The sequence below is a fragment of the Nocardia sp. NPDC004151 genome (assembly GCF_042874235.1).
Lineage (GTDB): Bacteria > Actinomycetota > Actinomycetes > Mycobacteriales > Mycobacteriaceae > Nocardia.
On record NZ_JBIAMR010000033.1, the window covers coordinates 1 to 13,269 of the forward strand.

Genomic DNA, 13,269 nt, shown 5'->3' on the forward strand with positions numbered 1-13,269 from the left:
CCTGGGCTACAGCACCCCGGCCGGATACGCTGCAATCTGCATCCACCGATAACCGGCTCTCACACCCGGTGGACCGAATCACGGGGTCCCGTCACCTGGGCATCAAGTCGCTACTGGCCAATGCCAGTTGCAAGCGGCGTGCTCGGCCGCGGCCACGCGATCATCGCCGGACCGATTCAGTGTCGACACCCGTCCGATGTCGGACGCTGCATGTATACGTGGGAGGTCACCACGAAGAGAGGATGGGCAAGGTGCGATGCTTGGTGGACAGGCTCTTGATTCGGCCTTCCGAAGCGTCAGCGATCGAGGGGAGGGCGCATGGGCGCTGAAGAGGCCGCGCCCTGCCGACACGCCGGCGCGCCACCGCAGGTGATCGTAGACAGCGTGTCCAAACTCATCCAAGATCTGGCGATCGAGAACGACCTGCTCGGACGCTATGGTCTGACTGCGGGCGAATATCATGCTGCGCTACCCGCCGCCATCGAAGGCTTGCGCGGCAGCATGAGCGCCAGTGTCGCCGACCGAAAGGAATTCCTAGCCAGCGTTTTTCGAAGCATGCTCGAAGGCGGCTTTATCGATCGCTTGGAGAGTCCGAAGTACGGTGCCGATACCGTCTATCGATTGACCATCGATGGATACGGGGACATCGCGGTCATCCAGAAGGGCTGTCCCGATGGGAAGCACAGCAGCGTCGCTTGGTCCGCGCCCGGCTGGGCACGCGAGACCTACTTGTGGTGGCTGTGTGACAGCATGCGCTACGAGCCTGGCGAGCACATCGCTAAGGGCGTAAACCGGTTGCGGCAGCGGTTTTTTGGCGAGTATCCGGACACCGTGTCCGGAGTGATCTTTCACAATCACCTGTGCGGAAGCGGCTGGCGGAAATGTCCAAAGACCGTCGGCACGGAGGCACCTCCCCCATGCCTGTACATCATGCCGGACCGACAGGACGACGTCAGCCAATGGAACTGGGACGGCGGCCAGAAGCGGTTCTTTCCTGACGTTCTCATGGCCGCGTTCGGAGTTCCCCGCGAGCAGGTTCCGTACTTCACCGGGCACATCGGATTTCAGCGTCGCGGCGACACCCTCCGCACGACTATCACCTCGCGGTTCGGGCCGGGCCGTGCGACCACTTTCAGGAGTTGACCTTGACGAACCACAACCTTGATCAAGACCGCGTCGCCTTTCTCGACTCGAGGCAGAAGACGAAGAGGATGACCGTGCCCGCCTGGCCGCGGGACGACAACGATCTTCCTCTCGTCCAGCTTCCCGTCGAATGGCCGATGTTCTCGACGCTGAACCACCGGACCAGGGCCGAACAGCTTCGCGAGATCAGCGCCGCGGGGCGGGAGGACCTGTTCACACGGGACCCGCTGGGCCCCGAAGCGCAGGATGCTCAATACCGGATTCTTCATAGCCAGGATGGTTTCGACCAGCTGAAGGAAGACCTTCAAGAGCGGGGGCAGCAGGAACCTGCCATCATCACCGCTGACGGAATCCTGATCAACGGCAATCGCCGTACTGCAGCGCTCCGTTCGCTGTATCAAGAGGACGGTGTGCTCGAAGCGCAGTATGTCCGCTGCCTCGTGCTGCCGGCGGATGCGACGTCAGAAGAGTTGGTTGACCTGGAAACCGAGCTGCAGGTCGCGAAGGACTTCAAGCAGGAGTATTCATGGGTCAACGAAGCCCTCTTGATCGAAGAGCACTACGACCGCGCTGGCAAGAACTGGGATCGCGTCGCGGCGCGGATGCATCGCGCGATCAGCGATGTGCGCGGCATGTACGAGAAGCTGCAGCAGTTACACCAACTGGTCGAGCTGTCAAACGGAGCCAGGCTGCACGTGGACTTCGTGGAGAACGAATCGGTGTTCGATGAGCTCGCAAAGCACATCAAGAACAAGTCTCCCCAGGAATCCGATGCCGTTCGCGCCGTGTACTTCCTCGGCGTGTTGACGGGAGCGAAATACCGCGATCTTCGCCACCTCAAACGTTCGGATGCAGCGGCATTGGTACGCAGCGAAATCGAGGGCGACGCCGCGCTGAAACCGATCTTGGAAGTGGCCGAGGCCGCAGCGACGGAGAATCTGGAAGACGACCCGCTTTCTGAGCTTTTGGGGAGCTCAGAAGCGCCCTCGCCCCTTCACAGCCTGTTGTCTTTCATAGCAACGAAGCGACCGGAAGCCACTGTAGTACTCAGCACTGGCGAGCAACTGCCGGTTCAGGACGTGCTGAAGAGCGTCAGCAGCTCGATCACTGCGGCAGCCGACGACGCGAAAGAGGAAAAGCGAGACCAGAATTCCTTGCAAGCGCCTCTGGAGCGGGCAGACAGGGCCATCGGTGAACTCGAACGAGTTCTGGATGCGCTCCCAAGAGCTCGTGCCTTTAAGGACGAATGGGACGAAGTGGCTCTCGCCGAGCGGATCCTGGCCATCAGGAATCTCGTCAAGAGGATCGAGCTGATCCCGTGATCGTTGCCGAGCTTCGTCCTGGCGGTCGGCCGACCGTGGTCATCGAGCGCCGGGATGACACGAAGCCAGGAGCATGGGCACGGCTGCAGGAGGCGCTGTCCCGGGGTGTTGTTGGCGGCACTGTGATGCGCACCGAGGTTCGTGCGGACGTCTTCTTCTCCGAGCTGAAAGCCGTGCAGGAGGTTCGTTCCATGTTCGGTGAACCTCTCGAATTGGGTCCGGCGCTGACCGACCAGCTTCGTCTGCTCGCGAGCGATCGACGTGCGAGAGAGGTCGCCGTCTCGCGGGAGGCACTACCCGCGACCGACGATCTCGAAGGTGAACTGGACCTGGCCGGCTTCAAGCGGAAGCTAAAGTCGTTCCAACTCGAGAACCTGGCGAGGATCTTGCAACTCCCGCACGGCGCGGACTTCTCAGTGCCCGGTGCCGGGAAAACGACTGTGGCGCTGGCAAACTTCACGCTGAACCGCGCACGAGGCGCAGTGCAGCGGCTGCTTGTCATCGGCCCGATCGCCTCCTTCCAGGCATGGAAGGAGGATTCCGCCGCATGTCTGACTCGAACACCGTCGGTCGTCGTCCACTCGGGGTTCGGAACGCTCATCCCGGACAACACCGACATTCTGTTGACGAACTACAACCGGGCGGCCTCCGATTACGACCGCATCCGAGAGTTTGTGGCGGCCAAACCTACGCAGGTCATTCTCGATGAGGCTCACCGGATAAAACGCGGCGAGCAAGGCGTGCATGGGAGAGCCGTGCTGGATCTCGCCTATGCAGCCCGACGACGTGACGTCCTCACGGGAACTCCGGCGCCGCAAGGCGCTTTCGACCTCATCGCTCCTATCAGGTTCCTGTACCCAGGACAGGACCAGAAGATACTGCCCGAGGCCGCCTACTCTGAGCGCGACGGCCGGAATGACGAAGTGCTCCGTTCGACGAGCGCGGCCATCTCCCGCTACTTCGTGCGGACACCCAAGTCGCGGTTGGGCCTCCCTGGCACAGACTTCGAGGTCATACGCGAGCCGATGCGGCCGATCCAGCAGACGATCTATGAAGCCCTGCTCGGTCGATACCGAGGTGAATTCGCGCTAGATCGTGACGACCGCCGACGCTTTGATCGCCTGGGCCGGATCATGATGTATCTGCTGGAAGCGGCATCCAACCCCATGCTGCTGATAGCAGGGTCTGACGAATCCGACGAACGCGGCTTCGAACATCCACCTCTGGAGTTGCGGGGCGACGAACCGGTCGCGCAGCTACTCCAACGATATCGAGACCATGAGGTGCCGTGGAAGTACGACAAGATCTCCGAGATGGTCGACGCCGCAGCGGCAAACAACGAGAAGGTGATCATATGGTCGACCTTCGTCCGCAACCTCAAGCTCCTCGCCAAACACCTGAGTAGGCATCAGCCCGCATTGGTGCACGGCGGAGTCCCCCCGGCGGACACTGCGCCGCCCGGAGTCCTCACCCGGGACGCCGAGTTCGACAGATTCCGCAACGATCCCGCTTGCCGAGTTCTGCTGGCGAACCCAGCAGCTTGTGGAGAGGGCGTGAGCCTGCACCATTGGTGCCATCACGCGGTATATCTCGACCGCACCTTCAACGCCGGCCACTTTCTGCAGAGCCAGGACCGTATTCACCGACTCGGCTTGAAGGAGGGCACCCTCACCCGTTTCACGCTGCTGCTCAGCCGCGGCACGATCGACGAAACGGTCGACGGTCGCCTGCGAGAGAAGGTGATCGCGCTGTCCAAGCTCATGGACGACCCCGGCCTCGTTCAGGTCGCGCTGCCCGAGCCGGATATTCACATTGCCGAGCGCGCGGTGACCGAAGACGACGCTTCGGCAGTCCTGTCCATGCTGAAGGCCGACTGATCGTGCTTCCCAGGCACGGCGCTGTTTATAGCGTTCTCTTACTCACCCGCACAGCCGGAATCGCGCCTAGACGCAACATCGACGATTGGGTGCATTCAGCTCGGATGCACGGATCACACCTCGCGTCGGCCGTCGACATCAAAGTCTATGCGGAAGAACTGATCGATTGCGGCCTCGCCCTATTCGACGACAAGCTGCACATCACGCCCGAACTTGCCATCGCGGCGCAGGCGGGAGGCGACATCGCCATTAGGGAGATCGCGTCACAACTGCTGTCGGCGCGACCTCCGATCTGGTTGCGCCTGGCGGTCAGTGAGACAGCGGTTGCGAGGGAGTACATACCCACCGTGGATCTCAGTGCTCTGCTCTGGCTTGAACCGGACCTGGACCGAATCCTTATCGCGGCACATCGAGAAGTTTCCCCGGACGACTCGATCGCAATGACGAAAGAGATCGGCGACGCGGCCGAACTTCTCGTCCTGGCCGCGATGAGGCATCGCAGCCAACGACCAATCCACGTCGCCAAGCTGTCCGATTCCTATGGATACGACATTGAGGTTCCAGGCTCCGCGGTGTCCTGCTTCGAAGTAAAGGCCGCAGGCCCGAGAACCTGCAGGAGCTTTCACATCTCGCGCAACGAGTTCGATACATGCCAGCGACTTTCCAGGCGATGGCGCTTGCTCCAAGTGGCGTTCAACGGTTCTGCATTCACCGCTGCCGAGATTGGTTCGGCGCAAGTGGACTCAATCCGTGAGCTCCCCCACGACACGCTGCGGGATCTCGTACCACCGGACACGTCCACGTTCGCGTGGGAGCAGTCTGCATTGATCACGCCGCCGGAATCAGCGTGGGTTGACTCGGACCTGGAGCTGGACCCTATTTATCGCATTCCGGGATTTGGAGTCGGCGCCCATGGCTGAATAGATCCGCGCTTGATTGAAACCACCTCCATGCCAGATTGTAGCCAACGCCGGCGGGGCCAGCCGCCGTGATTGCGGACCGACTGGGTCACCGCCTTATCAAACGGGATCGGAGGGAGCCGGTACACGATGTCCGGCTCGCCGAGCCGACGACCCGCGGCCACTTGTCGGTCAATGTGTCTCACGATCCACTGCGGGCCCGCCGGCTCAGAATCTGCATTTGATATGCGATAGCTACTCGGTCCACAAATGCGCCGAGGTCCGTGTATGGCGAGCAGAGCAAGCAAACCCGTCAAGCCGGTGTTACTGCCAACCTATTCGTCATGTCATGGCTTAACAGGATCGAATGCGAGTTCGCCGCACTGCGATACTTCACGCTCAACGGAACCGACCACGACCAGCAAGACGACACGATCTGTGCATACGGCCGCTGGCGTTACCAGCACGCCGGACCCGTCCGCGACTTTCGTCGTCGGATTCAAGATCCAATACCCGGATTACCTCACCGACGTTTGAGTGATGAAGCACTAGCGAGGCCCCACCTCAGAAGCGGGTCCAACCGATCGCGAACCAGCGCCGTCAGCGTTCCGATTCGCCAACCAGGAAGCAGGAACAGAGTTCATCGGATGCGGGCACGCCATCGCGCATATGAGCCAGGGCGACCTCGTAAGCCATCTCGAACGATTGGAGGTCATGGCCGTCAGCAATAGCGTCGCTGGTGTCGACGGTGTCGTAGACGCAGGCATACCAATGCAGTATGTCTTCGCGACCCTCGGCGAGGCCATTATCGATCGTGGTGATCAGCAGCAGTAGGGGATGCCCACTGCCGGGCGCGTCTCCGATCACGGCTTCGATGGCCATACAGCCACCGCCCGTATCGACGACTTGCGCAGTGGGCCCGAACCGCTTAGCGAGCATATCGATTTCAGCCTGATAGATCTCGGTGAGATGCGCCTTGTAGGCGTTGTAATCAACCATCCCGCACTCTCTTCTCTCGCACCTCTGATCTTGCTCAATCGCACACTAACTCAACGGATTCGGGGAAGCGACTACTACCCTGAGGATCGTGCAGGCCGAGGCTTTGCAATTGGGCTGTCCTTGATCCGGCTCAACAACTGAGCGAGCATGGTTGGATCTCGTGTTTGGCACTCCCAGATAGTTAGGACCTTCCAGCCATGTGCTACTAGCTCGGCTTGCCGCCGTTCATCACGGGCGACGTTGCCATCAAGTTTACGAGTCCAGTACTCGGTGTTCGATGCTGGCCGATTCGCGGCCTGACATCCAGAGTGCTGATGCCAGAAGCAACCGTGTACGAACAGTGCGACTCGCCGTCTCGGGAAGACGAGGTCGGGCTTCCCTGGGAGCCGTCGGTCATGCAGCGTATATCGCAATCCCGCCGCGTGCAGGTAGCGGCGGACAGCCATCTCTGGACCTGTGTCCTTCGAACGCACTGCCCGCATCGTTCGGCTGCGTTGCTCCGGCGACTCCTTCACGAGACAAGGCTATCGACTATCAGGCCGGCACCTTCTCGGCTTCATATCCGATTTCAGGATCCTTCTGTTCTATCTCAGGCTCGATCAACTCCGATTCGGGTTGAGGTTGAGATTCAAGCAACGGCTCAAGAATGTTCTCGGCCAGGAAGTGAACAACATCTACGGCCACACCGTCACCGATCAGATGGTAAGCCTCATTGTATTTCTCTGGCAAAATATAGCTATCATCAAGACCCATCAGACGCGCTGCTTCGCGAGTGGAGAGCAACCGAGAGCGGCGTATGCCATTGGGTTCGATGATTAGGATGGTTTGTCGACTGGATCCTCCACCCGGTGTGCGAAGGCAACCGGCGATATCGTCGAAGCGGACCTCGGCACGCTGGACTTTCTGGCGAGTCGGCCTACCCTTGTCATCCTTCTCTCCGGTGAGCGGCCCTTCAGGACGCATCCGCTTGTAGATTGTCCCAACTACCCTCTTGCCTGTGTCCTTCGCGCGCCGCTGTGCCTTTTCAACCTTGGTCCGATTTACAGCATTCATCAACTCGTCACCGAGTAGCCGGTCGGTTTCGGCCCTGGTGTGCCATGAAACGCCGGTTGGTTCATCTGGTTCAATCAGGTCTGCGAGGGTTTGGAACCTTGCCTTGCGGGATGGCGGCTCGGGCAGGTTCCACCAAACCCAAGCATCCTCACTTGCTTCCGATTCCGGCCCGTCAACCAGCCGACGGTATGCCGACACCAACGATGGAGGATGCCATCGAGACATCGTCTGAGGGTCAGCGATCAGCTTTTCGCTGATGTGCATCTCCCGGTGCACCGCAATGATGAACAGCCTGGGTCGTGACTGGGGAACCCAGTGTTCGGCATTAATTACGACCGCCCCGAATCGGTAGTCGCTCTGTGCGAGCATGTTGCCGAGCGTGACGAAGTCTTTGCCCTTGCCTGCAGTAAGCGCGCCGACGACATTCTCCAGCACGACAAGCTTCGGAGCTCGCTTCTGGTCCTTCAATGCCTTCATCAAGTCCCAGAAGGGAATGACTGTGCCTGACCGTTCACCCTTGAGCCCTGCGCCTGAGCCAGCCAGGGACAGGTCTTGGCATGGGAACGATGCCCACGTCAGATCTGCCCGTCCAACAGAAAGGCGCTTGTCGCTAACGTCGAGCGTGGCAACATCCTTCTGAACCATTGGGTCCCGTGACTCGCCATCGGCGCCTTTGTCCTCGTCCTCGCTCTCACCGGCATGACCCCAGTTCGCCCTATAGCTTGCCGCCTTCTTCTCGTCGATGTCGTTGGCGAACAGGCAATCCCAGTTGCCGCTCTTGGTGAGGCCCGCTCGGGCCATGCCGCCGCCAGCGAAGAACTCGTAGAAGCTATACATCTATCCCCTCTGTCTCGCCGCACCGGTCCAATAGGCATTGGTCACCACCGCGGGCGTATCCCTGCGCCGCTTGTCGACCCAGCTGCCGCTCTCGGCAGCGGATCTGGCGTCCACAGACGGTAGCGAGCTGGAAGCCATGGTGGCTGTCTCCTAGCAAATTACAACGATGTCATTGTGACATTCGATTCCGGCGATCACCGTACCGTGGCCGCGTAGCGGCGCGCGTTCGAACCGTGGCATCGGGACAAATGTCCCACGACTTGGCATCACGGCGCTGAGCTGTACAAATGTCGCTCGTTCCCTTCCGAGTTGGCATCGTTGGTCATGCTGCTTTGAGGCACGGATCACGGACTGCAAGTGCAGTCCTTGGCTACGTTGCAGCAGGCAACCCGCACCATATCGATCGCCGCCGACAGGACGGTCTAGCTCAGCCTCACGCTGGCGTGGATACGGGCTGGAACAGTGCTGACATCGCCTCGAAAAGAGGCTCTGCCTGATCGAAGTAAGGATCGAGCTCTCGGGCCCCGCAGGCCGACAACTGCCTTAGGTAGCGAAGCAGAGAAGATCTCGGATCACCACATCGACCCAAACGTCGGCGCAGCGAGTACTGATGGCTAGGAGCGATAGCCATGAGTGGCCGTCGTGAGACACCCGACACCACACAGGCAGAACTCGTCGAGACGACGTGACGTCGGCATCGGACCGGCCGCGCGGCGGCCGGAGCGGCAGAGCGATTTTGGAAACGTCGCTCCACTTTGCCCAGAACTCTGGAACTGCCAAGTCCGGCCACTGTGATCGCACGAACGCGGCCAGCCCATCGGCCGAGTCCGGTACGGATCTGCGTGCATCGCTGGCTGACGAGGTCCAATGTTTGCACTCAACTGCGAGCACGTCGTCAGAGGCCGTAACCAACCAAGCATCCAGGCGACGCACGTCTGGTTTCGGTGCTACCTCCACGTCGAAGGCCATGTCATCCCGGTGCGGACGCTCTGGAAGTAGCGTCAAGGGATGGTCCGCGCGGAGTGCATGGGGAAAGTATCGAAAGTGGGAATCTCGCCAAGCACCAGATACAGGCGGTCGGTCAGCCCACTCTCATGTCGGTCGAATCTGTCCAAACGGCGAAACAATTTGGGAATGTTGTACGTCACCATAGAGTCAGGTTCCTACCTCTCCGCCGTGAGATCGATGTCGGGGGGCATGTGGTATTCGACCTGTTTGTCGGCGATTTGGATGCCGTGGCGGCGGAGGTTGTCGAGGAGTTGGCGGGTGATGCGGCGGGGTGGGCGGTAGTGGGTGCTGTGGTCGGAGATCAGGTGGAGGTGGCCGTCTTTGGCTGCTAGTTCGCCGGCGGCGGATACCGGGGCTCCGGACAGGAAGCTGGAGTGGTGGAACTGGCCGAGGATGTGGCGGGGGGAGGAGTAGATATCGCCGGTGGTGTCCATGACGAAAATGGCTCGGCCGCCGCGAGGGGTCCAGAGGGTGTTGGCTGTCGTGGTGTCGAAAGGGGTGCCCTGGCTGTTGTAGAGGAGGCCGTTGGCGATGGCCAGTTTGTAGGGGGCGCGTTCGGTGGGGGTGAGGTAGTGGACGTGGGTGCCGTTCCAGCGGGTGTTGCCGGGGAGGTGTTCGCCTGCGAATTCTGGGCGTAGAGGGGTTGTTTCGTAGGGGGCGGGCGGCGGCGGGAGGGTGGGCAGGAGAGTTACCTCGGCGGGGTTGATGGGTGCGGAGGTCAGTAGTTCTCGGATGATGGCCGGGGCATCGGCGTTGGGGGTGCGGGAGACCAGGGCGGTTGCGGGTTCGGGTGGCCAGCCGGGGCTGATGAAGGCTACTTCGGCGCCGGAATTCAGGCGGAGGAGCAGGAGCTCGCGGTTGTAGCCGGGGGGCTTTCGGAACATCTTGCCGAGGAGGGGCTGGAGGTCGGTCCACGCCAGAGAAATTCGCGCTAGGGGGGTGAGGTCGACGAAGTCTGTCCATTGTTCGAGAGGGATCTCGTGGTACGGGCGATCAGGCCAGGGGCGCATGGTGTCGAGTTCGGCGACTATCCGGATGAAGAAGCTTCGCTTCTCTGCCTCGGAGAAGGGCGCTTGAACGACGGTGTCGAGGGGGGCGCGGGAGTCGAGGGCGTCGAGTAGGGCGCGGTGTTGTTCCTCGACGGTGAGGTCCCACAGTGGTTTGCGGACAAGCCATTCGGCTGTGCGGTGGGCCTCGGCGTCGTTGAGGGCCGGGGCGAACTGGGACTTGTACAGGATGGCGGTGGCTACGGCTCGCCATGGCTCGGTCATGTCGGGATCCTCTCGGGCTACTTCGGGGCCCGCAGGTCGATCTGCGAGGGGTCGATGTGGAGGCCTTCGCTGCGGAGTTGGTCGATGACCTGATTCGAGAACTTTTGGGCGGGGCGGTAGTGGCCGCTGGAGTCGGTGAGGAAGCGGAGTTCGCCGTTGGTTACCTGGATCTCGCCGGCTCCTGCTACCGGGGCGCCGGACAGGAAGCTGGAGTGGTGGAACTCGCCAGGCCCGTGGAATTTCGACGCGTAGAGGGCGCCGTTCTCGTCCATGACGAAGATTGCCCTTCCGTCGTTGAAGTGGGTGGCTGAGCCTGTGGTGTCGAAGAGGGTGCCGCGGGCGTCGTAGAGCTTGCCGTCTCGGATGAACAGTTGGAAGCTCTGGCGCTCTTCTGGAGTCAGGTAGCGGACCGACTGGCCTGGCCAGATTGAGTTTCCTGGGATGCTCTCGCCCTTGTAGTGGGGGTTCATCGGGGTTGTCTTCAGTTTAGGGACGGAGCCGGTGCGGCGGCCGAAGATCGCCAGTCGGGCGGAGGCTGCTTGGACCCACTGGGCGACCCGTGTGGCGAGGGCGCGGATCCGGTCGGCGAGGGTGCCGACCAGTCGGGCGGATTCCTTTGCCTTGGTGGCCAAGCCCGCGATGATCGAGGCGATGCGGGCCGCTTTGACGGCTATGCGGGCTGCCCAGGCGGAGTTGCCGATGTACTCGGAGAGACCCGCGGTGACGGGGGCCAGGAGGGCGAGGCCGAGTTCTACTGCGGCGGTTTCGAGGCCGAGGTCTTTCAGTTCCTCGAGGATTTGGTGGTGGGCCTCGTCGAGGTGGTGGGCGTAGTCGCCACAGGCTGTGGCGAGGGCGGTGCTGATGGCGGCGAGGTCGGTGAGGTCGGATTGGCGGGAGCGGGCGGCTTCGATCGCGGCGGGGATTTCCTCGGACTGCTGGTTGGCGAGGAGGTCTATGGCCTTCGGGATCGTGTCGGCCAGGGTGTGGAAGTTGGTGGCCGTGGTGGACCAGGCCGACTGGGCGGCGAGGAGTTCGGACTGGTGGCCGTTGGGCCACATGGCGCCTACGGCGTCCTTGATGATGGACCAGCCGAAGGGTTCGGGGATGCCGTCGCCGGACGCGGACGGAGCCTCGTCCGGAAGACAGGATGGCGGGGTCAGGGCGGGCGGTGGAGGGGGATCCACGTCGTTGTGGGCGGCGGCGGACTCCCCTGCCTGGTGGTTGTGGGCGCCGACCACGATCAGGTCTCGGACTTGGGCTGCGGCGGTGGCCAGTTGGGATGAGGCTTGCAGGGCCGCGTTCGCGGCCTGGTCGTAGGCGGCGGACCACTCTTGGCCGATGGTGTCGCTGCCGGCCATGCCGGCGTTCGTGCGGAGGACTGCGAGCAGGCCCGAGTGGGTGTCGACTGCGTCGGTGTTGAGAGTGCCGAAAACTTCTCCGGCGGAGCTGTATTCGCCTGCTCGGCAGACGATCAGCGGGACCGTGGGAGGCGGGCTCATGGCCACATGGACGCGTTGGTGGATCCCACCGTTTCGTAGGCGGTGTGGGCTGCGGAGAGTTTCTCGCGCAGGGCTCGGAGGGCCTCGCGCATGAGGGCGGCCGCGGCTACTCGGTCGTCATGGGCGGCGCGGTGGGCGGTGGCGGAATTGCCGGACCAGTCCAGGTGGAGGTCGGCGATGCACTTCTCGATGGCGGCTATGCGGGCCTCGATCGAGGACTCCAGTTTGGTTGTGCCGTCGATCAGTTGTTGCAGACCACCCAGGTCGACGCGGTAGTCCGCCACTAGACCACCTCGGGAAGGTCGAGACCTGAACCGGCCTGGGTGACCGCGTGGGCTCGGTGGTGGTCGGTTCGGGTGTGCTCCGCGGCCACCTGGCGGAGGAGGGACGCGTCGGTGGCGAAGGAGGTGAGAATCCGGTGGGCGCCGGATTCCCAATCGGTCCACGGGGTCTCGTGTGAGGCCGCGGCGTCACCTTGCCAGTCGCCGCCCAGGAATGAGCGGACCAGCCGCATGTGTGCGGTCAGGTCGTCCACGAGGTCCTGGGCCGCGCGGTCCAGCCAATCCGCGGCCGCACGCATCGCGGCCGGGTCGATCTTCAGTATCCCCACCATCCGCACGAAGGTAATGACCGAAAGCGGTGGTGGGGTGCGAGATTCGAACTTCGCGCACTCGGGGTGTGGCTAGCCCGCGTGCATCCACTCGGAGGTGAAGCGGGGACGCGGACGGTGGTAGGAGAGGATCGAGGTGGGAGTGATGTGGCGGCGGATGATGACCTCGAGGGCCTGGGGGAAGGTGGGGGCCACGAGGTCGAGGGCGAGGACGCTGTCGGAGACGATTCGGCCGTCGTCGAGCATGAGGAGGAAGGTGGTGCCGGCGGTGTTGGCGGCCAAGGGGGTCATGCGGTGGCCCAGGGCTCGTTCGAATTCGGCGTAGCGGTCGTACATGCCGTTGGCTACGTCGATCGGATCGAAGAATAGGGGGTCCGCGGACCAGAGAGCGCCGGGAAGATCTGGGGGCTGGAGAGTCAGGTTGCCGAAGCCCTGGAGGATGCTCGCAGCGGGACGAGAGACGTGGAAGCCCTCGGCTTCCAGTTGGTCGGTCCAGTCGGTGATGTCGATACGACGGGAAGGGGTCCAGCCCGCTGCGGTGAGGGCTCGTAACGTCGCTGGATTCGGCCAGAAGTAGCGCATAGTGGATATTCGGCGCTGGAAGTTGATGCGTGCGTATCGAATTGGTCTAGATACGCCAAAGGCCCCCAGCAGATGCTGGGGGCCTTCGCGAATGATGTTCCGGCGGTGTCCTACTCTCCCACACCCTGTCGAGTGCAGTACCATCGGCGCAGGTGGCCTTAGCTTCCGG

12 protein-coding genes are annotated in these 13,269 nt (G+C 62.2%); 4 read left to right on the forward strand and 8 right to left on the reverse strand.

Features of this window, described 5'->3' with window-relative positions; all coding sequences use genetic code 11:
- Positions 1-318: 318 nt before the first annotated feature.
- The 4 genes from ACFYTS_RS36365 (at position 319) to ACFYTS_RS36380 (ending at position 5,262) form a co-directional block, all read left to right on the forward strand.
- Positions 319-1,143, forward strand: a complete 825-nt coding sequence (locus tag ACFYTS_RS36365; protein ID WP_387309738.1) for a hypothetical protein — start codon at positions 319-321, stop codon at positions 1,141-1,143.
- 2 nt (positions 1,144-1,145) lie between these two features.
- Positions 1,146-2,465, forward strand: a complete 1,320-nt coding sequence (locus tag ACFYTS_RS36370) for a ParB N-terminal domain-containing protein (protein WP_387309739.1) — start codon at positions 1,146-1,148, stop codon at positions 2,463-2,465.
- Positions 2,462-4,342, forward strand: coding sequence for a DEAD/DEAH box helicase (locus ACFYTS_RS36375; RefSeq protein ID WP_387309740.1), 1,881 nt, complete (start codon positions 2,462-2,464; stop codon positions 4,340-4,342). The genes ACFYTS_RS36370 and ACFYTS_RS36375 overlap by 4 nt, the downstream gene beginning before the upstream one ends.
- A gap of 104 nt (positions 4,343-4,446) precedes the next feature.
- The gene (locus ACFYTS_RS36380) at positions 4,447-5,262 is read left to right on the forward strand and encodes a protein NO VEIN domain-containing protein (protein WP_387309741.1); all 816 of its coding nucleotides are present in this window, start codon (positions 4,447-4,449) and stop codon (positions 5,260-5,262) included.
- Positions 5,263-5,841: 579 nt separating this feature from the next.
- Here the strand turns inward: ACFYTS_RS36380 and ACFYTS_RS36385 are convergent.
- The 8 genes from ACFYTS_RS36385 to ACFYTS_RS36420 all read right to left on the reverse strand — a co-directional run bounded on the left by ACFYTS_RS36385 (position 5,842) and on the right by ACFYTS_RS36420 (position 13,100).
- The gene (locus tag ACFYTS_RS36385) at positions 5,842-6,240 is read right to left on the reverse strand and encodes a hypothetical protein (protein WP_387309742.1); all 399 of its coding nucleotides are present in this window, start codon (positions 6,238-6,240) and stop codon (positions 5,842-5,844) included.
- Positions 6,241-6,314: 74 nt separating this feature from the next.
- Complete coding sequence (locus ACFYTS_RS36390; RefSeq protein WP_387309743.1) at positions 6,315-6,755, reverse strand: very short patch repair endonuclease; 441 nt, start codon at positions 6,753-6,755, stop codon at positions 6,315-6,317.
- A gap of 19 nt (positions 6,756-6,774) precedes the next feature.
- Complete coding sequence (locus ACFYTS_RS36395) at positions 6,775-8,130, reverse strand: DNA cytosine methyltransferase (RefSeq protein WP_387309744.1); 1,356 nt, start codon at positions 8,128-8,130, stop codon at positions 6,775-6,777.
- A gap of 1,163 nt (positions 8,131-9,293) precedes the next feature.
- The gene (locus tag ACFYTS_RS36400; RefSeq protein ID WP_387309745.1) at positions 9,294-10,409 is read right to left on the reverse strand and encodes a hypothetical protein; all 1,116 of its coding nucleotides are present in this window, start codon (positions 10,407-10,409) and stop codon (positions 9,294-9,296) included.
- A gap of 17 nt (positions 10,410-10,426) precedes the next feature.
- A complete protein-coding gene (locus tag ACFYTS_RS36405) occupies positions 10,427-11,908 on the reverse strand; it encodes a hypothetical protein (protein ID WP_387309746.1) in 1,482 nt (493 codons plus the stop codon).
- Positions 11,905-12,192, reverse strand: coding sequence for a WXG100 family type VII secretion target (locus ACFYTS_RS36410; RefSeq protein WP_387309747.1), 288 nt, complete (start codon positions 12,190-12,192; stop codon positions 11,905-11,907). Before ACFYTS_RS36410 ends, ACFYTS_RS36405 begins: the two co-directional genes overlap by 4 nt.
- Entirely contained in the window at positions 12,192-12,521 is a 330-nt protein-coding gene (locus tag ACFYTS_RS36415) for a WXG100 family type VII secretion target (RefSeq protein ID WP_387309748.1), read from the reverse strand. Before ACFYTS_RS36415 ends, ACFYTS_RS36410 begins: the two co-directional genes overlap by 1 nt.
- A 69-nt stretch (positions 12,522-12,590) precedes the next feature.
- Positions 12,591-13,100: an SUKH-3 domain-containing protein gene (locus tag ACFYTS_RS36420; RefSeq protein WP_387309749.1), complete on the reverse strand. Its 510-nt coding sequence runs from the start codon at positions 13,098-13,100 to the stop codon at positions 12,591-12,593.
- Positions 13,101-13,269 lie beyond the last annotated feature (169 nt).